This window comes from Sulfuritortus calidifontis, from assembly GCF_003967275.1.
Lineage (GTDB): Bacteria > Pseudomonadota > Gammaproteobacteria > Burkholderiales > Thiobacillaceae > Sulfuritortus > Sulfuritortus calidifontis.
Map to the genome: position 1 here is coordinate 1,116,502 of NZ_AP018721.1, position 23,960 is coordinate 1,140,461.

The 23,960-nt window shown below is 66.2% G+C and carries 26 protein-coding genes; 21 read left to right on the forward strand and 5 right to left on the reverse strand.

All coding sequences use genetic code 11. From position 1 onward, the window contains the following. Positions 1–9 precede the first annotated feature (9 nt). The 12 genes from pheA (at position 10) to cysM (ending at position 11,432) form a co-directional block, all read left to right on the forward strand. A complete protein-coding gene (gene pheA / locus EL388_RS05840) occupies positions 10–1,092 on the forward strand; it encodes a prephenate dehydratase (RefSeq protein ID WP_126460947.1) in 1,083 nt (360 codons plus the stop codon). 15 nt (positions 1,093–1,107) lie between these two features. Then, positions 1,108–2,196, forward strand: a complete 1,089-nt coding sequence (gene hisC, locus EL388_RS05845; protein WP_126460950.1) for a histidinol-phosphate transaminase — start codon at positions 1,108–1,110, stop codon at positions 2,194–2,196. Further along, positions 2,193–3,056: a prephenate dehydrogenase gene (locus EL388_RS05850; protein WP_126460953.1), complete on the forward strand. Its 864-nt coding sequence runs from the start codon at positions 2,193–2,195 to the stop codon at positions 3,054–3,056. Before hisC ends, EL388_RS05850 begins: the two co-directional genes overlap by 4 nt. Before the next feature lie 3 nt (positions 3,057–3,059). Beyond that, positions 3,060–4,355, forward strand: coding sequence for a 3-phosphoshikimate 1-carboxyvinyltransferase (aroA, locus tag EL388_RS05855; protein WP_165919184.1), 1,296 nt, complete (start codon positions 3,060–3,062; stop codon positions 4,353–4,355). 16 nt (positions 4,356–4,371) lie between these two features. Further along, a complete protein-coding gene (cmk, locus tag EL388_RS13820; RefSeq protein WP_165919183.1) occupies positions 4,372–5,031 on the forward strand; it encodes a (d)CMP kinase in 660 nt (219 codons plus the stop codon). Between the two features lie 96 nt (positions 5,032–5,127). Further along, positions 5,128–6,849 (forward strand): 30S ribosomal protein S1, encoded by a 1,722-nt coding sequence (gene rpsA, locus EL388_RS05860; RefSeq protein WP_126460956.1) that lies wholly within the window; start codon positions 5,128–5,130, stop codon positions 6,847–6,849. A 14-nt stretch (positions 6,850–6,863) separates the two neighbouring features. After that, the gene (locus EL388_RS05865) at positions 6,864–7,148 is read left to right on the forward strand and encodes an integration host factor subunit beta (protein ID WP_126460959.1); all 285 of its coding nucleotides are present in this window, start codon (positions 6,864–6,866) and stop codon (positions 7,146–7,148) included. A gap of 100 nt (positions 7,149–7,248) precedes the next feature. Then, on the forward strand, positions 7,249–7,506 hold the full coding sequence (locus tag EL388_RS05870; RefSeq protein WP_126460962.1) for a lipopolysaccharide assembly protein LapA domain-containing protein: 258 nt from the start codon (positions 7,249–7,251) through the stop codon (positions 7,504–7,506). 6 nt (positions 7,507–7,512) lie between these two features. Next, positions 7,513–8,676 (forward strand): lipopolysaccharide assembly protein LapB, encoded by a 1,164-nt coding sequence (gene lapB, locus EL388_RS05875; protein ID WP_126460965.1) that lies wholly within the window; start codon positions 7,513–7,515, stop codon positions 8,674–8,676. Continuing rightward, positions 8,666–9,370 (forward strand): orotidine-5'-phosphate decarboxylase, encoded by a 705-nt coding sequence (pyrF, locus tag EL388_RS05880; RefSeq protein ID WP_126460968.1) that lies wholly within the window; start codon positions 8,666–8,668, stop codon positions 9,368–9,370. The genes lapB and pyrF overlap by 11 nt, the downstream gene beginning before the upstream one ends. 4 nt (positions 9,371–9,374) lie before the next feature. After that, complete coding sequence (locus EL388_RS05885; protein WP_126460971.1) at positions 9,375–10,541, forward strand: nucleotide sugar dehydrogenase; 1,167 nt, start codon at positions 9,375–9,377, stop codon at positions 10,539–10,541. Positions 10,542–10,544: 3 nt separating this feature from the next. Further along, on the forward strand, positions 10,545–11,432 hold the full coding sequence (gene cysM, locus EL388_RS05890; RefSeq protein WP_126460974.1) for a cysteine synthase CysM: 888 nt from the start codon (positions 10,545–10,547) through the stop codon (positions 11,430–11,432). A 7-nt stretch (positions 11,433–11,439) separates the two neighbouring features. Here the strand turns inward: cysM and EL388_RS05895 are convergent, their stop codons facing one another. The 5 genes from EL388_RS05895 to EL388_RS05915 all read right to left on the reverse strand — a co-directional run bounded on the left by EL388_RS05895 (position 11,440) and on the right by EL388_RS05915 (position 16,482). Then, positions 11,440–11,808, reverse strand: coding sequence for a YkvA family protein (locus tag EL388_RS05895; RefSeq protein ID WP_197721832.1), 369 nt, complete (start codon positions 11,806–11,808; stop codon positions 11,440–11,442). Then, positions 11,805–12,515, reverse strand: a complete 711-nt coding sequence (locus EL388_RS05900; RefSeq protein WP_126460980.1) for an SAM-dependent methyltransferase — start codon at positions 12,513–12,515, stop codon at positions 11,805–11,807. Before EL388_RS05900 ends, EL388_RS05895 begins: the two co-directional genes overlap by 4 nt. Then, entirely contained in the window at positions 12,494–13,090 is a 597-nt protein-coding gene (locus EL388_RS05905) for a Maf family nucleotide pyrophosphatase (RefSeq protein WP_126460984.1), read from the reverse strand. The genes EL388_RS05900 and EL388_RS05905 overlap by 22 nt, the downstream gene beginning before the upstream one ends. Positions 13,091–13,190: 100 nt before the next feature. Further along, complete coding sequence (gene oadA / locus EL388_RS05910) at positions 13,191–15,050, reverse strand: sodium-extruding oxaloacetate decarboxylase subunit alpha (RefSeq protein ID WP_126460987.1); 1,860 nt, start codon at positions 15,048–15,050, stop codon at positions 13,191–13,193. Positions 15,051–15,063: 13 nt separating this feature from the next. Then, positions 15,064–16,482, reverse strand: coding sequence for an acetyl-CoA carboxylase biotin carboxylase subunit (locus EL388_RS05915; RefSeq protein ID WP_126460990.1), 1,419 nt, complete (start codon positions 16,480–16,482; stop codon positions 15,064–15,066). A 65-nt stretch (positions 16,483–16,547) separates the two neighbouring features. Between EL388_RS05915 and EL388_RS05920 the strand changes: the two genes are divergently transcribed. The 9 genes from EL388_RS05920 to EL388_RS05960 all read left to right on the forward strand — a co-directional run bounded on the left by EL388_RS05920 (position 16,548) and on the right by EL388_RS05960 (position 23,956). After that, a complete protein-coding gene (locus EL388_RS05920; protein ID WP_126460994.1) occupies positions 16,548–16,982 on the forward strand; it encodes a YceD family protein in 435 nt (144 codons plus the stop codon). A gap of 30 nt (positions 16,983–17,012) precedes the next feature. After that, positions 17,013–17,195: a 50S ribosomal protein L32 gene (rpmF, locus tag EL388_RS05925; RefSeq protein ID WP_126460997.1), complete on the forward strand. Its 183-nt coding sequence runs from the start codon at positions 17,013–17,015 to the stop codon at positions 17,193–17,195. A gap of 48 nt (positions 17,196–17,243) precedes the next feature. Further along, the gene (gene plsX, locus EL388_RS05930) at positions 17,244–18,311 is read left to right on the forward strand and encodes a phosphate acyltransferase PlsX (protein WP_126461000.1); all 1,068 of its coding nucleotides are present in this window, start codon (positions 17,244–17,246) and stop codon (positions 18,309–18,311) included. Further along, positions 18,308–19,267: a beta-ketoacyl-ACP synthase III gene (locus EL388_RS05935; protein ID WP_126461003.1), complete on the forward strand. Its 960-nt coding sequence runs from the start codon at positions 18,308–18,310 to the stop codon at positions 19,265–19,267. The genes plsX and EL388_RS05935 overlap by 4 nt, the downstream gene beginning before the upstream one ends. 65 nt (positions 19,268–19,332) lie before the next feature. Then, complete coding sequence (gene fabD, locus EL388_RS05940) at positions 19,333–20,262, forward strand: ACP S-malonyltransferase (protein ID WP_126461006.1); 930 nt, start codon at positions 19,333–19,335, stop codon at positions 20,260–20,262. A 13-nt stretch (positions 20,263–20,275) separates the two neighbouring features. After that, positions 20,276–21,013: a 3-oxoacyl-ACP reductase FabG gene (gene fabG / locus EL388_RS05945; protein WP_126461009.1), complete on the forward strand. Its 738-nt coding sequence runs from the start codon at positions 20,276–20,278 to the stop codon at positions 21,011–21,013. Between the two features lie 114 nt (positions 21,014–21,127). Further along, positions 21,128–21,361 (forward strand): acyl carrier protein, encoded by a 234-nt coding sequence (gene acpP, locus EL388_RS05950; RefSeq protein ID WP_126461012.1) that lies wholly within the window; start codon positions 21,128–21,130, stop codon positions 21,359–21,361. 26 nt (positions 21,362–21,387) lie between these two features. Continuing rightward, on the forward strand, positions 21,388–22,626 hold the full coding sequence (gene fabF, locus EL388_RS05955; protein WP_126461015.1) for a beta-ketoacyl-ACP synthase II: 1,239 nt from the start codon (positions 21,388–21,390) through the stop codon (positions 22,624–22,626). Positions 22,627–22,645: 19 nt separating this feature from the next. After that, positions 22,646–23,956 carry an aminodeoxychorismate synthase component I gene (locus EL388_RS05960; protein WP_126461018.1) on the forward strand — a complete coding sequence of 437 codons (1,311 nt, stop codon included), beginning with the start codon at positions 22,646–22,648 and terminating at the stop codon, positions 23,954–23,956. Positions 23,957–23,960: the final 4 nt, after the last annotated feature.

The window sequence follows — 23,960 nt, forward strand, 5'->3', positions numbered from 1 at the left end:
CGGGGCTGAATGGAAAAGCAACTCGAACAACTGCGGGCGCAGATCGATGCCCTGGACGAACAGATCCTCAAGCTGCTCAACGAGCGGGCCAAGCTGGCCCAGGCGGTGGGCCATGTGAAAGGGGGCTCGCTGATCTACCGGCCCGAACGCGAGGCCCAGGTGCTGCGTCGGCTGAGCGAGGCCAATGCCGGTCCGCTGCCGAACGAGGCGGTGCGCCTGCTGTTCCAGGAGGTGATGTCGGCCTGCCGTGCCCTGGAGCGCAGCCTGACCGTGGCCTTCCTCGGCCCCGAGGGCACCTTCTCCGAGGCGGCGGTGATCAAGCAATTCGGCCATGCCGTCGTGCGCCTGCCGGCCGAGTCGATCGACGAGGTGTTCCGCCAGGTCGAGCGCGGCGAGGCCGGCTACGGCGTGGTGCCGGTGGAGAACTCGACCGAGGGCGCGGTCAGCCGCACCCTGGACCTGCTCATGCAGACCCCGCTCAAGGTCTGCGGCGAGGTGATGCTGCGCGTGCGCCAGCAGCTGCTGCGCCGAGCTGATACGGAAGGCGGGCCCGAGGGCCTGGACGGCATCGAGCGCGTCTATTCCCACGCCCAGTCCCTGGCCCAGTGCCATGAATGGCTGAACCGGCATCTGCCCAAGGCCGAGCGCATCCCCGTGGTCAGCAACGCCGAGGCCGCCCGGCTGGCGGCGCAGGACCCCAAGGCCGCCGCGGTGGCGGGCGAGGTGGCGGCCGAGCGCTACGGCCTGGCCATCGTGGCGCGCGACATCGAGGACGAGCCGGGCAATACCACGCGCTTTCTGGTGCTGGGTCCGGAGGATGCCGCGCCTTCCGGGCGCGACAAGACCTCGCTGGTGCTCTCGGCGCAGAATCGGCCGGGCGCGCTGCTCGACCTGATCGCGCCGTTCTCCGAGGCCGGCATCGGCCTCAACCGCCTGGAGTCGCGGCCGGCCCGCAGCGGCGCCTGGGAATATGTCTTTTTCATCGACATCGACGGCCACCGCAGCGAGCCGCGGGTAGCCGCGGTGCTCGACCGCGTGCGGGCCAATGCCACCCTGTTCAAGGTGCTGGGCTCCTACCCGGTCGCCGTTTAATTCATTTCAGCTTTCATGATCGCACCCGACCACATCCGTGCCATTGCCCCCTATCAGCCGGGCAAGCCGATCGCCGAACTGGCCCGCGAGATGGGCCTGAACGAGGCCGACATCGTCAAGCTCGCCTCCAACGAAAACCCGCTCGGCGTCTCGCCCAAGGCCCGCGCCGCCATCGCCGATAGTCTCGACGAGCTGGCCCTCTACCCGGACGGCAACGGCTTCGAGCTGAAGAGCGCCATCGCCCGCAAGCACGGCGTCGGCCTCGACCAGATCGTGCTCGGCAATGGCTCCAACGATGTCCTGGAACTGGCCGCCCGCGCCCTGCTCACGCCGGGCAGCAGCGCGGTCTATGCCCAGCACGCCTTCGCCGTCTATCCCCTGGTCACCCAGGCCTGCGGCGCCGCCGGCATCGAGGCCAAGGCGAAGGCATTCAGCCACGACCTCTCCGCCATGCTGGCGGCGATCCGGCCCGACACCCGCATTGTCTTCATCGCCAATCCGAACAACCCGACCGGCACCCTGCTCGATGCCGATGCGCTGCATGGTTTCCTGAAGAAGGTGTCGCCCGAGGTGCTGGTGGTGCTGGACGAGGCCTATGTCGAGTTCCTGCCGGAAGCCAGGCGCACACCCTCGGTCGAATGGCTGAAGGAATTTCCCAATCTCCTGGTCAGCCGCACCTTCTCCAAGGCCTACGGCCTGGCCGGTCTGCGTGTGGGTTTCGGCCTGGCGCAGCCCGAGGTGGCCGATCTCCTGAACCGCGTGCGCCAGCCGTTCAACGTCAACAGCCTGGCCTTGAAGGCGGCCGCCGCCGCGCTGGACGATCAGGCCTTCCTGGCCGAGTCGAAACGGGTGAACGACGCCGGCATGGCGCAATTGACGGAGGGCTTCCGGCGCCTGGGCCTGGACTACATCCCGTCCTGGGGCAATTTCGTCGCGGTCAGGGTGGGCGCGGCCGGCACGGTCTTTCAGGCGCTGTTGCAAAAAGGCGTGATCGTGCGGCCGGTGGCCAATTACGGCATGCCGGACTACCTGCGCATCTCCATCGGCCTGCCCGAGCAGAACGCGCGGTGCCTGGCGGCGCTGCAAGCGGTGCTGGGCAAATGATCGAGCGTCTGGTCGTCGTCGGCGTCGGTCTGATCGGCGGCTCCTGCGCCCTGGCCCTGCGCAGGGCCGGCCAGGTGCGCCATATCGTCGGCGTCGGCCGCAGCCGGGACAATCTGCGCGAGGCGGTCAAGCTGGGCGTGATCGACGAGATCGCCGATTCCGCCGCCGCGGCGGTGCGCGGCGCCGACCTGGTGCTGCTGGCGGTGCCGGTCGGGGCAATGCCCGCGGTCCTGCGCGAGATCGCGCCGCACCTGCCGAAGGACTGCCTGGTCACCGATGCCGGCAGCACCAAGCAGGATGTGGTCGCCGCGGCGCGGGCCGCGCTGGCCGGCGGGCTTGGCCGGTTCGTGCCGGGCCACCCGATTGCCGGTGCCGAGAACAGCGGGGTGGCTGCGGCGCGGGCCGACCTCTATCAAGGTCGCCAGGTCGTGCTCACGCCGCTGGCGGAAAACGCCCCGGCCGCGGTCGAGCGCATTGCTGCGCTGTGGCGGGCCTGCGGTGCCGAGGTGGCGCAGATGAGCGCCGAGGCGCACGATCGCATCTTTGCCGCGGTGAGCCACCTGCCGCATCTGGCCGCCTTCGCCCTGGTCGACGACCTGGCCGGCCGCAGCGAGGCCGATACCTATTTTCGCTACGCCGGCAGCGGCTTCCGCGATTTCACCCGCATCGCCGGCAGCCATCCCGAGATGTGGCGCGACATCGCCCTGGCCAATCGCGAGGCGCTGCTGGGCGAACTCGACGCCTACATCGCCGAACTGGAACAAATCCGCGGCCTGCTTGCCCGCGGCGACGCGGCAGGGCTGGAAGCCATCTTCCAGCGCGCGAGCCGGGCCCGCAAAGACTGGAACCCGAATAGCTAAATCATGACTGTTGAATTTCTCGATCTTGCCGCCGCCCGCGGCGCCCGCGGCAGCGTCAAGCTGCCTGGTTCTAAAAGCATTTCCAACCGCATCCTGCTGCTCGCCGCCCTGGCCAAAGGCACGACCGAGGTCAAGGCCCTGCTCGATTCCGACGACACCCAGGTGATGCTGGAGGCCCTGAAGCGCCTGGGCGTCAACTGGACCCGGCATCCGAACAGCGACGATTACCGGGTCGAGGGCGTGGGCGGGGTCTTCCCGGTGAAAGAGGCCGATCTCTTCCTGGGCAATGCCGGTACCGCCTTCCGCAGCTTGACGGCGGCCTGCGCCCTGGCTGGCGGCCATTACACCCTGACCGGCGTGCCGCGCATGCACGAGCGGCCGATCGGCGACCTGGTCGATGCCGTGCGCCAGGTCGGCGCCGACATCCGTTACCTGGGCAGTACCGGCTTCCCGCCGCTGGAGGTCCGCCCCGTCTCCGACACCGGCGGCAGCCTGGTCCGGGTGCGCGGCAATGTCTCCAGCCAGTACCTGACCGGCCTGCTGCTCTCGGCGCCGCTGCTCGGGCGCGAGGTGGTGGTCGAGGTCGAGGGCGATCTGATCTCCAAGCCTTATGTCGAGATCACGCTCAATCTGATGAAGCGCTTCGGCATCGAGGTGAAACGCGAGGGCTGGCAGCGCTTCATCGTCCCGGCCGCCACCTATCAGAGCCCGGGTAGCATCCAGGTCGAGGGCGATGCCTCCTCGGCCTCGTATTTCCTCGCCGCCGGCGCCATCGGCCACGGGCCGGTGCGGGTCGAAGGAGTGGGTCGCAACAGCATCCAGGGCGATGTCCGCTTCGCCGAAGCGCTGGCAAGGATGGGCGCCGAGATCGGCTTCGGCCCCAACTGGATCGAGTGCCGCCTGGGCTGCGCCGACAAGCTGCACGCCCTGGAACTCGACTGCAACCATATCCCGGATGCCGCGATGACACTGGCCATCCTCGCCCTGTTCGCCGACGGCACCACGACCTTGAGCAACATCGCCTCCTGGCGGGTGAAGGAGACCGACCGCATCGCCGCCATGGCCACCGAGCTGCGCAAGCTCGGCGCGGTGGTGGAGGAGGGCGCCGACTACATCAAGATCACGCCGCCGGCCAGGCTGATCGAGAACGCCGCCATCGACACCTATGACGATCACCGCATGGCGATGTGCTTCTCGCTGGTCAGCCTCGCCGGCGTGCCCATCCGCATCAACGACCCCAAGTGCGTGAACAAGACCTTCCCGGGCTATTGGGACGCCCTGGCCTCGGTCGCCGCCTGATTTCCGAAAGCTGAGCATGTCCATTCCTGTCATCGCCATCGATGGCCCGTCCGCCTCGGGCAAGGGCACCATCGCCGCCATCGTCGCCCAGCGCCTGGGCTTCCACTACCTCGACAGCGGGGCCATCTACCGGGTGACCGCCTACGCCGCGCTGCAGAACAAGATCGATCTGGCCGACGAGCCGGCCCTGGTCGAACTGGCCGGCCGGCTCGACCTGCGCTTCGACGGGGCCGAGGTCTATCTCGACGGCCGGCCGGTGGGCGATGCCATCCGCACCGAGGAGGCCGGCCGCGCCGCCTCGACCATCGCCGTGCTGCCCCGGCTGCGCGAGGCCCTGCTCGCCCGCCAGCGCGCCTTCCGCCAGGCACCGGGCCTGGCCACCGACGGCCGGGACATGGGCACCGTGGTCTTCCCGGATGCCCAGGTCAAGGTCTTCCTCACCGCCAGCGCCGAGGAGCGGGCCAATCGCCGCTATAAACAGTTGATTGAAAAAGGTTTCTGTGCTAACTTCGCCCAGATTCTGCAGGATCTGCAGGAACGGGACGCGCGCGATGCCGCCCGCTCCGCCGCACCCCTGCAGCATGCGCCGGATGCCGTGCTGATCGACACCACCGGCATGACCATCGAAGCGGTCGTGCAAGCGGTGCTCGATTTATACAGCCAGGCGCCGGCTTAACAGGCCCCGAAGGCCCAAGGGAGACGCTCCCGGTCCTTCGGGTTTTTGTTTTTTAACTGACCCGTGGCAACACGGTATTTGTGTAGGTTTCCTTTCATGTCCACTGCAACTGCAACTTCCACCCAAGCCCCCAAAGAGAGTTTTGCCGCCCTGTTCGAAGAGAGCATCGCCCGCCAGGAAATGCGCGTTGGCGAAGTCATCACCGCCGAGGTGGTGGGGATCGACGACAACTTCGTCACCGTCAACGCCGGCCTCAAGTCCGAGAGCCTGATCCCCGTCGAGGAATTCAAGAACGACCGCGGCGAAGTGGAAGTCAAGGTGGGCGATTTCGTCCCCGTCGCCATCGAATCGCTGGAAGACGGCTATGGCTCGACCAAGCTGTCGCGCGACCGCGCCAAGCGCCTGGCCGCCTGGCTGGACCTGGAGTCCGCCATGCAGGAAGGCCGCATCGTCAAGGGCCTGATCCAGGGCAAGGTCAAGGGCGGTCTCACCGTCATGTGCAATGGCATCCGCGCCTTCCTGCCGGGTTCCCTGGTCGACGTGCGTCCGGTCAAGGACACCACCCCCTACGAGGGCAAAGAGGGCGAGTTCAAGGTCATCAAACTCGACCGCAAGCGCAACAACGTCGTGGTCTCGCGCAAGGCCGTGCTGGAGCAGAGCATGGGCGCCGAGCGTCAGGCTCTGCTGGAGAACCTGAAAGAGGGTGCCACGGTCAAGGGCATCGTCAAGAACATCACCGAGTACGGCGCCTTCGTCGATCTGGGTGGCATCGACGGTCTGCTGCACATCACCGATCTGGCCTGGCGCCGGGTCAAGCACCCGTCCGAGGTGGTCAACGTCGGTGACGAGGTCACCGCCGTGGTGCTCAAGTTCGACCAGGAGAAGAATCGCGTCTCCCTGGGCATGAAGCAGCTGGGCGAAGACCCGTGGGTGGGTCTGTCCCGTCGTTACCCCACCGGCACCCGCATGTTCGGCAAGGTGGCCAACCTCACCGAGTACGGCGCCTTCGTCGAGATCGAGCCGGGCATCGAGGGCCTGGTCCACGTGTCCGAGATGGACTGGACCAACAAGAACGTCAACCCGTCCAAGGTCGTGGCCCTGGGCGACGAGGTCGAGGTCATGGTGCTGGAGATCGACGAGGATCGCCGCCGCATCTCCCTGGGCATGAAGCAGTGCAAGGCCAACCCGTGGGAAGACTTCTCGATGAACCACAAGAAGGGCGACAAGGTCTCCGGCCAGATCAAGTCGATCACCGACTTCGGCATCTTCATCGGCCTGCCCGGTGGCATCGACGGCCTGGTCCACCTGTCCGACCTGTCCTGGAACAAGAGTGGCGAAGAGGCCTTGCGCGACTACAAGAAGGGCGAGGAAGTCGAAGCCGTGGTGCTGGCCATCGATGTCGAGAAGGAGCGCATCTCCCTGGGCATCAAGCAGCTCGAGGGTGACCCCTTCACCTCCTACATGTCGACCCATGACAAGGGCAGCGTCGTCACCGGCACCGTGAAGTCCATGGATGCCAAGGGCGCCGTGATCCAGCTGGCCGACGATGTCGAGGGCTACCTGCGCGCCTCCGAAGTGTCGCGCGACCGCGTCGAGGACATCCGCACCCACCTGAAGGAAGGCGAGTCGGTCGAGGTGATGATCATCAACGTCGATCGCAAGAACCGTCAGATCAACCTTTCGATCAAGGCCAAGGACGCCGCCGATCAAGCCGATGCGCTGTCGCGCATGGCGAGCGAGCAGGCTGCCAGCACCGGCACCACCAACCTGGGTGCCCTGCTCAAGGCCAAGCTCGACAACAAGAACAGCGAGTCTTGATCCGAGGCGCCGGTATGACCAAGTCGGAGTTGATCACCCGACTGGCGGAGCGCCATCCGCATCTGGTGGCGACTGACGCCGAGCTGGCCGTCAAGGCGATCATCGACGCGATGGTCGACAGCCTGGTGGCCGGTGAGCGCATCGAGATCCGTGGTTTCGGTAGTTTCAGTCTGAACTACCGGCCGCCCCGGGTCGGCCGCAACCCCAAGACCGGCGAAAAGGTGCACGTGGCAGGCAAGCACGTGCCCCATTTCAAGGCCGGCAAGGAGCTGCGCGACCGGGTCGACTACAAGTCTTGATCTGTTGAACCCAAGCCTGAAAGCGGCGCCGTTTCTGCGGCGCCGCTTTTTTTTGTGGTGGCCGAACCGCTACAATGCGGAAGTTCAAGAGGGAGCCTGCATGCACTACCTGGCCTTGGCCGCAAAGATCGTCCTGTTCCTGCTGCTGCTCAGTTTCGCCGCGATGAACAGCGACACCGTGTCTTTGCGCTATTTCCTCGGCCTGGAATGGCGTGCCCCCCTGGTGTTGATGCTGTTCGTCTTCTTCGCGCTGGGCCTGTTGCTCGGCCTCTTGATCGGCGTCGGTCAGCGCTGGCGCCAGGGCAGGGAGCTGGCGGCACTGCGGCGCGGCCAGCAGGCAACGGATAACAAGGAATAGCGATCTATGGAACTCGAGGCCTGGCACCTCCTGGTTCTCCCCCTGTTTTTCGCGCTCGGCTGGGCCGCGGCGCGGGTCGACATCCGGCATCTGCTGCGCGAGTCGCGCGCCGTGCCGGCCTCCTACTTCCAGGGTCTCAACTACCTGCTCAACGAGCAGCCGGACCGCGCCATCGAGGCCTTCGTCGAGGTGGCCAAGGTCAATGCCGACACCCTGGAGTTGCACTACGCACTGGGTGCCCTGTTCCGCAAGCGGGGCGAGATCGACCGCGCCATCCGCATGCATCAGAACCTGGTCGACCGGGCCGACCTCAACCAGGAACAAAGCCTGCGCGCCCTGTTCGAACTGGGCCTGGACTATATGAAGGCCGGTCTGCTCGACCGCGCCGAGGACATCTTCAAACGGCTGCAGGACAGTCCGCATGCCCTGGATGCCCGGCAGAACCTGTTGGAGATCTATGTGCTGGAGAAGGAATGGCAGCAGGCCATTGCCATGGCCGAGGAATTGGAGCGCTCCGGCCTGCCGGCGCAGAACGCCGAGACTGCCCACTATCACTGCGAGCTGGCCCTGAACGCACTGTTGAGGCAAGACACGGTTGCGGCGCGTGCCAACCTGAACACGGCCTTGGCCAAGCATCGCAAGTCGGTGCGCGCCAGCATCCAGCTGGGCGAGCTGGAGGCCCAGGCCGGCGACGATGCCGCCGCGATTGCCGCCTGGCGTCAGGTCGAAAGCCAGAACCCGGCCTACCTGCCCATCGTCGCCGACCGCCTGTACCAGGCCTACAAGCGCCAAGGCCAGGCCGAGCAGGGCCTGCAACTGCTCAAGGCCTATCTTGAGCGCTATCCCAGCGCGGACCTGTTCCATATCGTCTTCAATGTTCTGGTCGAACACCGTGGCTGGGGCGAGGCGCGTGCCCTGGCGGCCGAGGCGCTCAAGCGCACGCCCAGCCTGCGCGTGCTCGACGATTATCTGCAGGCCCGTAGCGCCGAGAGCGAGCCCGGCGACCTGGAGACGCGCATGGCCCAGGATCTGGTGCATCGCCAGGTGAGCCGTACCTCGCATTACCAGTGCGGCCGCTGCGGCTTCAAGGCGCGCCAGTTCTTCTGGCAATGCCCGGCCTGCGCCGGCTGGGACAGCATCGCGCCGGAGAAGGCTCAACATGAACAGTGAACCGCGCGTCATCGTCGCCCTCGACTATGCGGCCGCGGCGCCTGCGCTCGATTTCGTTGCCCGGGTCGAGCCCGGCCTATGCAAGCTCAAGGTCGGCAAGGAGCTGTTCGTCGCCGAGGGGCCGCGCCTGGTCGAGCAGCTGGTGGATCGCGGCTTCGATGTCTTCCTCGACCTGAAATTCCACGACATCCCCAACACCGTGGCCCAGGCCTGCAAGACCGCGGCCTCGCTCGGCGTCTGGCTGACCAATGTCCACGCCTCGGGCGGCCTGAAGATGATGGCCGCCGCGCGCGAGGCGCTGGAGGGCCTGGCCAAGCGGCCCAGGCTGATCGCGGTGACCGTGCTCACCAGCATGGACGCCGAGCAGCTGCATGGCATCGGCATCCAGGCCTCGCCGCGCGAGCAGGTCAGCCGCTTGGCACGCTTGACCCACGAGGCCGGTCTCGACGGGGTGGTCTGCTCGGCCCAGGAGGCCGAGATGCTGCGCGCCGATCTGGGCCGCGACTTCATGCTGGTGACGCCGGGCATCCGCCCCGCCGGCTCGAGCCACGACGACCAGAGCCGGATCATGACCCCGGCCCTGGCCATCCAGGCCGGGGCCAATTACTTGGTGATCGGCCGTCCCATTACCCAGGCGGCCGATCCGGTCGCCGTGCTGCAAGCCATTTCCACCGAGATTTCCGGAGCATTCTGAAACCATGAAAATCGCCATCGCCGGCACCGGCTACGTCGGCCTGTCCAACGCCATCCTCCTGGCCCAGCACCACGAAGTGGTCGCGCTCGACATCGTGCCCGAGAAGGTGGCGATGCTGAACCGCAAGGAATCGCCTATCGTCGATGCCGAGATCGAGGACTACCTGCGAAACAAGCCACTCAATCTGCGCGCCACGCTGGACAAGCAGGAGGCTTACGAGGGGGCGGACTTCATCATCATCGCCACGCCGACCGACTACGATCCGGAGACCAACTACTTCAATACCGGCTCGGTCGAGGCCGTGATCAAGGACGTGCTGGCGATCAATCCGAAGGCGGTGATGGTGATCAAGTCCACCATCCCGGTCGGTTTCACCGCCAAGGCCCGCGCGCAATACCGCTGCGACAACCTGATCTTCTCGCCCGAGTTCCTGCGCGAGGGCCGTGCCTTGTACGACAACCTCTATCCCTCGCGCATCATCGTCGGCGAGCGTTCCAAGCGGGCCGAGACCTTCGCCGGTCTGCTCAAAGAGGGTGCGATCAAGCAGGACATTCCCGTGCTGTTCACCGACAGTACCGAGGCCGAGGCGATCAAGCTGTTTGCCAACACCTATCTCGCCATGCGGGTGGCCTTCTTCAACGAGCTGGATACCTATGCCGCCACCCACGGTCTGGACACCAAGCAGATCATCGACGGCGTCTGCCTCGACCCGCGCATCGGCAGCCACTACAACAACCCCTCTTTCGGTTACGGCGGCTATTGCCTGCCGAAGGACACCAAGCAGCTCCTGGCCAATTACCGTGACGTGCCGCAGAACCTGATCCACGCCATCGTCGAGTCGAACACCACGCGCAAGGACTTCATCGCCGACTCGATCATCCGCAAGAACCCCAAGGTGGTCGGCGTCTACCGCCTGATCATGAAGGCCGGCTCGGACAACTTCCGCGCCTCCAGCATCCAGGGCATCATGAAGCGGATCAAGGCCAAGGGCATCGAGGTCATCGTCTACGAGCCGGTGCTGCACGAGAAGGAGTTCTTCCACTCGCGCGTGGTCAACGACCTGGCCCAATTCAAGCGCGAGGCCGACGTCATCGTCGCCAACCGCATCACTGATGACATTCGCGACGTGGTGAACAAGGTCTACAGCCGCGATCTGTTCGGGTCAGACTGAAAAATGTATAAAACCATCGAGGACTTCGTCGGCAACACGCCGCTGGTGCGCCTGAAAAAGCTGCCGGGCGCGACCTCCAACGTGGTGCTGGTCAAGCTGGAGGGCAACAATCCGGCCGGCTCGGTGAAGGACCGGCCGGCGTTGTCCATGATCATGAAGGCCGAGGCGCGCGGCGAGATCAAGCCGGGCGACACCCTGATCGAGGCCACCAGCGGCAATACCGGCATCGCCCTGGCCATGGCCGCCGCCATCCGCGGCTACAAAATGGTGTTGATCATGCCCGAGCACCTGTCGATCGAGCGGCGCCAGACCATGCGCGCCTATGGCGCCGAGATCGTGCTCACGCCAAAGGAGGGTGGCATGGAGGCGGCGCGCGATCTGGCCGACAAGATGGTGGCCGAAGGCCGCGGCGTCATGCTCGACCAGTTCTCCAACCCGGACAACCCCATCGCCCACTACGAGGGCACCGGTCCCGAGATCTGGCGCGATACCGAAGGGCGGATCACCCACTTCGTCTCCAGCATGGGCACCACCGGCACCATCATGGGCTGCTCGATGTATCTCAAAGAGCAGAACCCGAAGATTCAGATCGTCGGCGTGCAGCCGGAAGAGGGCGCGCAGATCCCGGGCATCCGCAAATGGCCGGAGGAATACCTGCCCAGCATCTGCGATTTTTCGCGAATCGACCGCATGATCTATGTCGGCCAGCAGGACGCCGAGGAAACGACGAGAAGGCTGGCGCGCGAGGAGGGCATCTTCGCCGGCATCTCCTCCGGCGGTGCCCTGTGGGCGGCGCTGCAGTTGAACCGGGAGCTGGAGAACGCGGTCATCGTCTCCATCGTCTGCGACCGCGGCGACCGCTATCTCTCGACCGGCGTCTTCCCGGCCTGAACCGCCATCAGTCGGTGACCAGCCAGCCTGTCAGTACCAGCAATCCCAACCAGATCAGGGCGATCACGCCTGCCGCGGCCCGGCTTGCCGGACGCTCGGCCTGCTGCCGGGCCCGTTCCCGGCAATCGGCCCAGACAGGCTTCGGAATCAGCCGGATGGCGATCAGGATCAAGAGCGGCAACAAAATCGCATCATCCAGATAGCCCAGCACCGGGATGAAATCCGGGATCAGATCGATCGGGCTGAAGGCATAGGCCGCGGCGAAGGCGGCCAGGGCGCGGACCAGCCAGGGCGTGCCGGGATGGCGGGCGGCGAACCAGAGGCTGAGGGCCTGAACCTTGAGACTGCGGGCCCAGCCCAGCAGGCGCTGCTTCACCGCTGGCGCCAGAGCAGGAACACACAGGGCCGCCGCTCGATCGGCGGCAGCTGGCCGCGCCAGTCGGCCACGCGCCGGCTCTGCACCAGCTCGCTCTCTAGCGTCAGGTCACAGGCCAGGCAGAGCCAGGTGTCGTCGCGGCAGGCGGCGAGTATGCTCTCCAGCATCGCCATGTTGCGATAGGGCGTCTCGATGAAGACCTGGGCCGCGTCGTCCTGCTCCGCCCGTATCTCCAGCTTGCGCAGGGCCTGCTGCCGCTCTTCCGGCCTGGCTGGCAGGTAGCCGTGGAAGCTAAAGCGCTGGCCGACCAGGCCCGAGCCCATGAGCGCGAGCAGGATGGCGGAAGGGCCGGTCAGCGGCTTGACCCGGATGCCGTGCTGATGGGCCAGGCGCACGAGATCGGTGCCCGGGTCGGCCACGGCCGGACAGCCGGCCTCGGAGATCAGACCGACATCGGTGCCCGCGAGCAGCGGCGCGAGCAGGGCCTTCAGTTCAGCCGGCTTGGTGTGTTCGTTCAGTTCCAGCAGGGTGAGCTGCTGGATCGGCAGCGCGGTGCCAACCTGCTTCAGGAAGGCGCGCGCGGTCTTGGGGTGCTCGACGACAAAGGTGGTCAGTCCTGCCGCGATGCGGCGGGTGGCTTCGGGCAATACGACATCGAGTTCCGTCGCGCCGAGCGGCGTCGGGATCAGGTAGAGGGTGCCTGCCACGTCAGCACGTCCAGGCCCTCGTTGGCCAGCATCTCGGTCAGCTTGATCAGCGGCAGGCCGACCAGGGCGGTCGGATCCTCGGTCTCGAACCGCGCGATCAGCGCGATGCCGAGCGACTCGCTCTTGGCACTGCCGCAGCAGTTGTAGGGCTGGTCCTTACGCAGATAGGCCTCGATCTGGGCGTCGGTGTAATCGCGCATCACCAGGCGTACCGGCACGTTGGCGGTTTGCACGTTGCCGGTCTTGGCATTGAGCAGGGTCAGCGCGGTGTGAAACTCCAACGCCTTGCCGCGCATGCGCCGGAGTTGCTCGACGGCCTTGTCGTGCGTACCCGGCTTGCCCAGTTGCTCGCCTTCGAGCAGGGCGACCTGGTCGGAGCCGATGATCAGGGCATCGGGGAACTTCGCGGCGATGGCCCGGGCCTTCATGAGCGACAGGCGTCGGGCGGTGTCGTCCGGCTTCTCCCCCGGCAGCGGGGTCTCGTCGACTTCCGGGGCGGCGACCTCGAACGGCACGCCCAGGCGCCCGAGCAGTTCGCGGCGGAAGGGGGAGGTGGAGGCGAGGACGAGGGTCATGGCTGGTAGCTGGTAGCTGGTAGCTGGTAGCTGGTAGCTGGTAGCTGGTAGCTGGTAGCTGGTAGCTGGTAGCTTGCGCTACGCGCTACCTGCTACAAGCTCATTCCGGCTGGATCTCGATCAACACCTGATCCGGCGTCACCGCATCGCCCTTGGCGACGTGGATGGCGACCACGGTGCCGGAGACCGGCGCCTGGATCTCGTTTTCCATCTTCATCGCCTCGATCACCAGCACACCGTCGCCGGCGCTGACCTTCTGGCCGGTCTGGACCAGGACGTCGACGATGGTGCCGGGCATGGCGGTGGTGACGTGGCCGGGGCGGCTGGGCTTGGGCCGGTCCTTGGCGGTGGCGGCCTGGGCCTTCTTGTTGCTCTTGCGCGTGGCGCCGCTGCTGGGGCCGACCTCGATCTCGTTCAGGGTCTCGATCAGCACCTCTTCCGGCACGCCGTCGACGTGGACGTAGAAGGGCCGTTCGGCCTCGGCGCTCTGGCCGGTGCCGGTGATGCGGATGTGATAGGTCTCGCCGTGCAGGGTGACCTTGAACTCGTTGGGTGCGAACTGGGCGCCGCCGGCCGGGGCGTTCTTGGCCTCGGGCGGTAAGAGCGGCTCCGGCGCCAGGCTGCCGGCGGCCCGCTCCTGCAGGAAGGTGCGGCCGAGGTCGGGGAACATGGCGTAGGTCAGCACGTCCTCGTCCGACTTGGCCAGGCCTTCGACCTCGGTGCGCAGCTTGTCCAACTCGTCGGTCAGCAGGTCGGCCGGGCGGCAAGTGACGACCTCCTGGTTGCCAACGGCGTGCTTCTTCACTTCCTCGTTGACCTTGCCCGGGGCAGCGCCGTAGCGGCCGAGCAGGTAGTTCTTCACCTCGTTGGTGACCGACTTGTAGCGCTCGCCGGTGAGCACGTTGAGCACGGCCTGGGTGCCGACGATCTGCGAGGTGGGCGTGACCAGTGGCGGGAAGCCCAGGTCCTCGCGCACCCGCGGGATCTCGGCGAAGACATCGTCCATGCGGTTGAGCGCGCCCTGTTCCTTCAGCTGGTTGGACAGGTTGGAGATCATGCCGCCCGGAATCTGCGAGGTGAGGATGCGGGTGTCGACCTGGTGCGAGTCCATCTCGAACTGCCAGTACTTCTTGCGCACCTCGCGGAAGTAGGCGGCGATCTCCTGCAGCAGGCCGAGGTCGAGGCCGGTGTCGTAGTCGCTGCCCTGGAAGGCGGCGACCAGGCTTTCCGTGGTGGGGTGGCTGGCACCCTCGGAGAAGGCGGACAGGCAGGTGTCGATCATGCTGGCGCCGGCCTCGACCCCCTTCATGTGCACCATGCTGGCCAGGCCCGAGGTGGCGTGGCTGTGGGTGTGGATGGGGATGTTGATCGCGGCCTTCAGCGCCTTGACCAACTCCACCGTGCTGTAGGGGGTGAGCAGGCCGGCCATGTCCTTGATCGCCAGGGTGTCGCAGCCCATGGCCTCCAGTTCCTTGGCCATGGCGACGAAGTAGGGGATGTCGTGCACCGGGCTGGTGGTGTAGGAGATGGCGCCCTCGGCGTGCTTGCCGGCGGCCTTCACCGCCTCGATCGACACGCGCATGTTGCGCACGTCGTTCATGGCGTCGAACACGCGGAAGACATCGACGCCGTTGTCGGCGCTTTTTTGGACGAAGGCACGCACCACGTCGTCCGGATAATGGCGGTAGCCCAGCAGGTTCTGGCCTCTGAGCAGCATCTGGATGCGGCTGTTGGGCAGGGCGCGGCGCAGTTTGCGCAGGCGCTCCCAGGGGTCTTCCTTGAGGAAGCGGACGCAGGCGTCGAAGGTGGCACCGCCCCAGGCCTCGAGCGACCAGAAGCCGGCGGCATCGAGCTTGCCGCAGATCGGCAGCATGTCGTCGGTGCGCATGCGGGTGGCGATCAGCGATTGATGGCCGTCGCGCAGGACCAGTTCGGTGATGTGTACTTTTTTCTTAGCCATAGGTGCTTGCCCGTTACATGCCCAGGTGGGCGGCGATCGCTGCGGAAATGGTGGCCGCCACCAGCTCCGGCGGCGGTTTCACGGAATACTCGGTCAATTCCGGGTGCGCCTCGACGAAGCCGGTGTTGAAGCGACCGCTGCGGAATTCCGGATTCTTCAAGATCTCCTGGTAATAGGGGATGGTGGTCTTCACGCCATAGACCACCATGTCGTCCAGGGCCCGGCGGCCACGCTCGATCACGTTCTCCCAGCCCAGGTTCCACACCGTGAGTTTGGCGCACATGGAGTCGAAGTAGGGCGGGATGACATAGCCGGTGTACATGGCGGCATCGGTGCGCACGCCGGGGCCGCCCGGGGCGTAGTAGCGGGTGACCCGGCCGAAGCTGGGCAGAAAGCCGTTCTTCGGGTCCTCGGCGTTGATCCGGAATTCCATGGCGAAGCCGCGGTGCCTGATGTCTTCCTGCTTGTACTGCAAGGGCAGGCCGTCGGCGATGCGGATCTGCTCCTGGACGATGTCGATGCCGGTGATCTGCTCGGTGATGGTGTGCTCGACCTGCAGCCGGGTGTTCATCTCCATGAAGTAGAACTGGTTGTCCGCATCGAGCAGGAACTCGACCGTGCCGGCATTGACGTAGCCCACGGATTTGGCCGCGCGCACCGCCAGCTTGCCGATGTATTCGCGCTGGGCCTCGGTCAGTTGCGGCGAGGGCGCGATCTCGATCAGCTTCTGGTTGCGCCGCTGGATGGAGCAGTCGCGTTCGTACAGGTGGACGGTGTTGCCGTGGCTGTCGCCGATGACCTGGACCTCGATGTGCTTGGGCGTGATGACGCATTTTTCCAGGAAGACCTCGGGCTTGCCGAAGGCCTTGCTCGCCTCGGACACCACGCGCTCGTAGTTTTTCAGCAGTTCCGCCTCGGAGTCGCAGCGGCGGATGCCGCGGCCGCCGCCGCCGTTGGTGGCCTTGAGCATGACCGGATAGCCGATCCGGTTGGCCAGTTCGCGGGCCTCCTCGACGCTCTCCAGGTTGTGGTCGGAGCCGGGCACCACCGGGATGCCGGCCTTGATCATGGCGCGGCGCGCCTCGATCTTGTCGCCCATCTGGCGGATGACCTCGGGCGAGGGGCCGATGAACTTCACGCCCCGGCGGGCGCAGATTTCCGCCAAAAGCGGGTTTTCCGAGAGAAAGCCGTAGCCCGGGTGCAGGGCGTCGCAGCCCGAGGCGACGGCCAGATTGACGATGTTGTGGGCGTTCAGATAGCCCAAAACCGGGTCGGAACCGATATTGAAGGCCTGGTCTGCCTTTTTCACGTGCAGGGCATGGCGGTCGGCGTCGGTGTAGATGGCCACCGACTTGATGCCCAGTTCCTTGCAGGCACGGACGATGCGGACGGCGATCTCGCCGCGGTTGGCAACCAGGATTTTCTTGATCATTCCGCTAAAAATGGCCCGAATTTGGTTTTGACAAGGCAAGCGCCAAAGAATATCATTAACAACTTATGTCTGCACAGGCGGTGATCGATCCCCTGCGGTTTGCCAAAACCGGCGAAAGCCTCGCCGGCGCGGTCGATCTGGCAAGCCTGCCTCGGCTGCAAGACCGGTTGGCCAAGGCGGAGGGCCAAGCCCGCTACCGCCTGACCGGCCAGGGCTCGGAAACCCGCAAGCCGTCCCTGCATTTGCAGGTGGAGGCGGAGTTGCACCTGGTCTGCCAGCGCTGTCTGGAACCTTACCCGTTCCGGCTGGAGATGGATGCCACCCTGCTGCTGGCCCGGAACGAAGCGGAGCTGGCGGCCTGGGAAGAGGCGGACCCCTTGTGCGAGGGATTGGTGGCTGAGGCGCAGCTGGACGTGCTGGCCTTGGTTGAAGATGAGATTCTGCTCGGCCTGCCGATGGTGCCCAAGCACCCGGAAGGCGAATGCCCCGAGCGGGCCTGAGCGCAACAGTTTTTTGTAGGAGAAACGGAAATGGCCGTTCAACAGAATAAAAAGTCCCCGTCCAAGCGGGGCATGCACCGCGCCCACGATTTTCTGACCAACCCGCCCACCGCGGTTGAGCCGACCACGGGCGAAGTGCATCTGCGTCACCACGTCAGCCCCAGCGGCTACTACCGCGGCCGCAAGGTCGGTACCCCCAAGAGCGGCGCCTAATCGCTCTTCGCAAGCGGGCTCGCGCGCCGGGCCCGCCTGCTCACGCCCATGCGTGAAGTCACGATCGCTATCGACGCCATGGGGGGCGATCACGGCCCCCATGTGACCGTCAAGGCCGCACTCGATTTCCTCCAGCAGCATCACGACGTCAACATCGTCCTGGTCGGCCTGCGCGAGGTCATCGAAGCCGAACTCAAGAGCCTGAAAGCCGAGTCGGGTAGCCGGCTCCGCATCCATCCCGCCTCCGAGGTCGTCACCATGGACGACCCGCTCACGACCGCGCTGCGCGGCAAAAAAGACTCGTCCATGCGGGTCACCGCCGAGCTGATCAAGCGCGGCGAGGCCGATGCCGGCGTGTCCGCCGGCAATACCGGCGCCCTGATGGCGGTTTCCCGCTTCGTACTCAAGACCCTGCCCGGCATCGAACGGCCGGCCATCGCCACCACCCTGCCCAACCGCAACGGCGGCTGGACCTATGTCTTGGACCTGGGCGCCAACGTCGACTGCAGCGCCGAGCACCTTAGCCAGTTCGGCGTCATGGGCGCCGCCCTGGTCACCGCGGTGGAGCACAAGGAGCGGCCCACGGTCGGCCTGCTCAACATCGGCGAGGAAGACATCAAGGGCAACGAGGTGGTCAAGCAGGCGGCCGAACTGCTCAAGGTGAGCGGGGTCAATTTCTACGGCAACGTCGAGGGCGACGACATCTACAAGGGCACGGTCGATGTGGTGGTCTGCGACGGCTTCGTCGGCAACGTGGCGCTGAAGACCTCGGAGGGCCTGGCCAAGATGATCGCCGAGGAACTCAAGCGCGAATTCATGCGCGGGCCGCTGTCCAAGCTGGCCGGCCTGATCGCCACGCCGGTGATCAAGCGGTTCAAGAAGCGCATGGACCCGCGCCGCTACAACGGCGCCAGCCTCCTGGGGCTGCGGGGCATCATGATCAAGAGCCACGGCTCGGCCGATGCCTACGCCTTCCGCAAGGCGATCGAGCGCGCCGCGGAAGAGGTGCGCGGCGGCCTGCTGCGCCGCATCGGCGACCAGGTGGGGGCGCTGACCCGGCAAGAAGAACAAGTGCCAGAAGAACAAGTGCCAGAAGAACAAGGAGAGCGCGCGTGAACCATTCACGCATTACCGGTACCGGCAGCTATCTGCCCGAACGCATCCTGAGCAACGCCGACCTGGAGAAGATGGTCGAGACCACCGACCAGTGGATCGTCGAGCGCACCGGCATCCGCGAGCGGCACATCGCCGCGCCGAACCAGGTCACCAGCGACCTGGCCCTGGAGGCGGCGAAGAAGGCGATCGAGGCCGCCGGCATCGACGCCCAGGCCATCGACCTCATCGTCGTCGCCACCACCACGCCGGATCGCATCTTCCCCAGCACCGCCTGCATCCTCCAGGCCAAGCTCGGTATCGACAACGGCGCCCCGGCCTTCGACGTCCAGGCGGTGTGCAGCGGCTTCGTCTACGGCCTGACCGTGGCCGACAGCTTCATCAAGAGCGGCCAGGCCAAGTGCGCCCTGGTGGTCGGTGCCGAGACCCTGTCGCGCATCACCGATTACACCGACCGCGGCAATTGCATCCTCTGGGGCGACGGCGCCGGTGCGGTCATCCTGCAGGCCAGCGAGCGGCCGGGCATCGTCTCCACCCACATCCATGCCGACGGCCGCTATGAACAGTTGCTCTATGTCGACGGCGGCGTCTCTCTGAAAAAGGAAGGCGAGGCCTACATGCGCATGGAGGGCAACGCCGTGTTCAAGATGGCGGTGAACACCCTCGATGCCATCGTCGACGAGACGCTGGCGGTCAATGGCCTTGCGAAATCCGACATCCATTGGCTGGTGCCGCACCAGGCCAACATCCGCATCATCCAGGCCACGGCCAGGAAGCTGGGTATGAGCATGGACAACGTCGTGCTCACTGTCGACCGTCACGGCAACACCTCGGCCGCGTCGATCCCGCTGGCCCTGGACACCGCCGTGCGCGACGGCCGGATCAAGGCCGGCGAGATGGTCCTGATGGAGGCCTTCGGCGGCGGCTTCACCTGGGGTTCGGTGCTAGTGAAGTTTTAAGTCTGCAGTGGGCAGTATTTCTGACGACTGCCAACTGATGACTGCAAACTCTTACGGAGTATGTAATGAAATTTGCCTTCGTCTTCCCCGGCCAGGGTTCCCAGTCTGTGGGCATGATGGCTGCCTATGGCGACCATGCCGTGGTGCGCGACACCTTTGCCGAGGCCTCCGAGGCTCTGGGGCAGGACCTCTGGGCGCTGGTCCAGGACGGCCCGGCCGAGCAGCTCAATCTCACCGTCAACACCCAGCCGGCCATGCTGGCCGCCGGCGTGGCGGTCTACCGCCTGTGGCAGGCCCAGGGCGGCCCGGCGGCCAGCCTGATGGCCGGCCACAGCCTGGGCGAATACACCGCGCTGACCTGCGCCGGTGCCATCGGTTTCAAGGATGCCGTCAAGCTGGTGCGCCTGCGGGCCGAGGCCATGCAGGGTGCGGTGGCCGAGGGTGTCGGCGCCATGGCCGCAGTGCTCGGCCTGGACGACGATGTCGTGCGTGCGGTCTGCGCCGAGGCGGCCCAGGGCGAGGTGCTGGAGGCGGTCAACTTCAACTCGCCCGGCCAGGTGGTGATCGCCGGCAACAAGGCGGCGGTCGAGCGCGGCATGGCCCTGGCCAAGGAGAAGGGCGCCAAGCGGGCGCTGCCGCTGCCGGTGTCGGTGCCCTCGCACTGTGCCCTGATGAAGCCGGCGGCCGAGAAACTGCTGGCCGCCATGCAGGCGATCGAAATCAAGGCGCCTGGCGTGCCGGTGATCCAGAATGCCGATGTCGCCGCCTTCAGCGACGCCAGCCAAATTCGCGACGCCCTGGCCCGCCAGCTTTACAGCCCGGTGCGCTGGGTCGAGAGCGTACGGCACATCGCCGCCCAGGGCGCAGAGCTCATGCTGGAGGCCGGCCCCGGCAAGGTGCTGGCCGGACTGAACAAACGCATCGTGGAAGTGCCGACCCTGGCCCTGGCGGACGCCGCCGGCCTGGCCGAGGCGCTGGCCAAGGTCAACGGATAACAAGGAGAGAGAGATGGAAGGACGTGTAGCCCTGGTTACCGGCGCCTCGCGCGGCATCGGTCAGGCGATTTTGCTGGAACTGGGCCGACGCGGCGCCACGGTGATCGGCACCGCCACCAGCGACAAGGGTGCTGCGGCGATTACCGAGGCGATCAAGGCCGCCGGCCTCAAGGGCGAGGGCAAGATGCTCAACGTCACCGACCCCGCCCAGGTCGATGGCCTGATCGAGGACATCCTCAAGGGCCACGGCAGCCTGGACGTGCTGGTCAACAACGCCGGCATCACCCGCGACAACCTGCTCATGCGCATGAAGGACGAGGAGTGGGACGAGATCATCGCCACCAACCTGACCTCGGTCTTCCGCCTGTCGCGCGCCGTGCTGCGGCCGATGATGAAGGCCCGCCACGGCCGCATCATCAGCATCGCCTCGGTGGTCGGGGTCATGGGCAATGCCGGCCAGACCAACTACGGCGCGGCCAAGGCCGGCATGATCGGCTTTTCCAAGTCGCTGGCGCGTGAGGTCGGCAGCCGCAACATCACGGTCAACTGCGTCGCCCCGGGTTTCATCGACACCGACATGACCCGGGCCCTGCCCGAGGCCCAGCGCCAGGCCCTGCTTGCGCACATCCCGCTGGGCCGCCTGGGTGGCGCCGAGGACATCGCCCAGGCCGTGGCCTTCCTGGCCTCGGACCAGGCGGGTTACGTGACCGGCACCACCTTGCATGTCAACGGTGGCATGTACATGGATTGAGGGGGTGGGATTCTGCTAAAATCCCACCGCTTTTTTGCGCCCGGACGTGGCACTGGTCAGTTCCGACCACAGAACGCAGCCGGGCACTGTTTTCACCTGAGGGAGTAATCCGCAATGAGCGATATCGAGCAGCGCGTCAAGAAAATCGTCGCCGAGCAACTGGGCGTCAACGAAGCCGATGTGAAACAGGAGTCGTCCTTCGTCAACGACCTGGGCGCCGATTCCCTGGACACGGTTGAGCTGGTCATGGCCCTGGAAGAGGAATTCGAGTGCGAAATCCCCGACGAGGAAGCCGAGAAGATCACCACCGTGCAGCAGGCTGTTGATTACATCAACGCGCACAAGTAATTCGCACTAACACCAAGGGAATCCCGTTGTCCAAGCGCAGAATCGTCGTTACAGGCCTCGGCATCGTCTCGCCGGTGGGTAATACCGTCGAGGCGGCCTGGCAGAACCTGATGGCCGGCAAGACCGGCATCGGCCGCATCACCCGCTTCGATCCCGCCCCCTTCGCTTCCCAGATCGCTGGCGAGGTCAAGGACTTCGACGTGACGAAGTACATCACCGCCAAGGATGCTCGCCGCATGGATGTCTTCATCCACTACGGCCTGGCTGCGGCGATCGATGCGCTCAAGGACTCGGGTCTCGAGGTGACCGACGCCAACCGGGAACGGATCGGCGTCAACATCGGCTCCGGCATCGGCGGCCTGCCGATGATCGAGGAGACCCACAAGACATATCTGGAGGAGGGGCCGCGCAAGATTTCCCCCTTCTTCATCCCCGCCACCATCATCAACATGATCTCCGGCCATCTGTCGATCATGTATGGCCTGCAGGGCCCGAACGTGGCCATGGTCACCGCCTGCACCACCGGCACCCACGCCATCGGCGAGGCGGCCCGGATGATCGAATACGGCGAGGCCGACGTCATGGTCGCCGGCGGCGCCGAGTCGACCATCTGCCCGCTGGCGGTCGGCGGCTTCGCCGCGGCCCGCGCGCTGTCCACCCGCAACGACGACCCGGCCACGGCCAGCCGTCCCTGGGACAAGGACCGCGACGGTTTCGTCCTGGGCGAGGGCGCCGGCATCCTGGTGCTGGAAGAGTACGAACACGCCAAGGCCCGCGGCGCCAAGATCTATTGCGAACTGGCCGGCTACGGCAAGAGCGCCGACGCCAACCACATGACCGCCCCCTGCGAGGACGGCTCCGGCGCCGCCCGCTGCATGAACAATGCCCTGAAGAACGCCGGACTGAATACCGATCAGGTCGACTACATCAACGCCCACGGCACCTCCACCCCGCTGGGCGACGTGGCCGAGACCAAGGCGGTCAAGCTGACCCTGGGTGCCCATGCGAGCAAGGTCATGGTCAGCTCGACCAAGTCGATGACCGGCCACCTGCTCGGCGCCGCCGGCGGCGTCGAGGCGGTGTTCTCCGCCCTGGCCGTCGCCCGTCAGGCCGTGCCGCCGACCATCAACCTGTTCGAGGCCGGCCCCGAGTGCGATCTCGACTACGTGCCCAACACGGCCCGCCAGGCCAAGATCGACGTGGCGCTGTCCAACTCCTTCGGTTTCGGCGGCACCAACGGCACCCTCATCTTCAAGAAAGTCTGAGGCGCCAGCCTAGGGCTTTATGCCAATCCTCAAGCTCCCCGGTGCAGTCGACCTGCTGGCACTGCACCGGCGGCAGCGAGAGCGCTACCCCGCGCTATTGCAAACCCTCGGCCGCGATGGCTGGGACTGTCTATTCGCTTTTCCCGAGCAGATCGAGACCGGCTTCAGCCTGGCCGCGGGCCAGGGTTTTTTCAGACGCCTGGATAGCCATTGGCAGGCCGAACGCCAGGCGCCGGAACCCGACACCGCAGCGCTGCCTTTCCGCGGCGGCTGGTTTGCCTATCTCGGCTACGAGTTGCTGCACGACATCGAACCGAGCGTCGAGCCGCGTGAGCTGGCGGGTGCCTTGCCGCTCTACTGGCTGGCCCGGGTGCCGGCGGCCATCCTGATCGCGCCCGACCGGCAGACCACCTGGCTGTTCGCCGAAGCGGGCCGCGCGCCGCTGCTCGAAGCCATGCGGCAGGATGTGGCGCAGGCCGGGCCGGCTCCCGCACCCGACCTTGGCGTTTCGGCCGCTTTGCAGGAAGAGCCGGCCGAACAGTTTCTCGCCGGCGTGCGCCGCATCCAGGACTACATCCGCGCAGGCGACGTGTTTCAGGTCAACCTCTCGCGCCGCTGGCACCTGCCCGCGCGGCTCGACCCCGGTGCGCTCTATGCCGCGCTGTGCCGGGCCAACCCGGCGCCGTTCGCCGGCCTGCTGGACATGGGCGATTGCGCCATCGTCAGTTCCTCGCCCGAGCGCCTGGTCAGCGTGCGCGACGGGGTGGCCGAGACCTGGCCGATCGCCGGCACCTATCCGCGCTCGCTGGATGCCGCCGAGGATGCCCGCCTGCGCCAGGAACTGCTGGCCCACCCCAAGGAGCGGGCCGAGCATGTGATGCTGGTCGATCTCGAGCGCAACGATCTGGGTCGGGTGTGCGAGCCGGGCAGCGTGCAGGTGGCGGAGCTGGCGCAGGTCTACAGCTATGCCTTCGTCCACCACATCGAATCGCGCGTTCGCGGCCGGGTGCGGGCCGGCGTCGGGCCGGGCCAATTGCTCGCGGCGCTGTTCCCTGGCGGCACCATCACCGGTTGCCCCAAGGTGCGGACCATGCAGATCATCCGCGAGCTGGAGCCGACGCCGCGCCTGGCTTATACCGGCAGCATGGGCTACATCAACCACGACGGCAGCCTCGACTTCAACATCCTGATCCGCACCCTGCTGTGTTCGCCGGCCGGCATCGCATTCAGTACCGGTGCCGGCATCGTCGCCGACTCGGTGCCCGAGCGGGAGCTGGCCGAGACCCGGGCCAAGGCGCGCGGCCTCTTGCGCGCCCTGGGATTGGTATGACGGC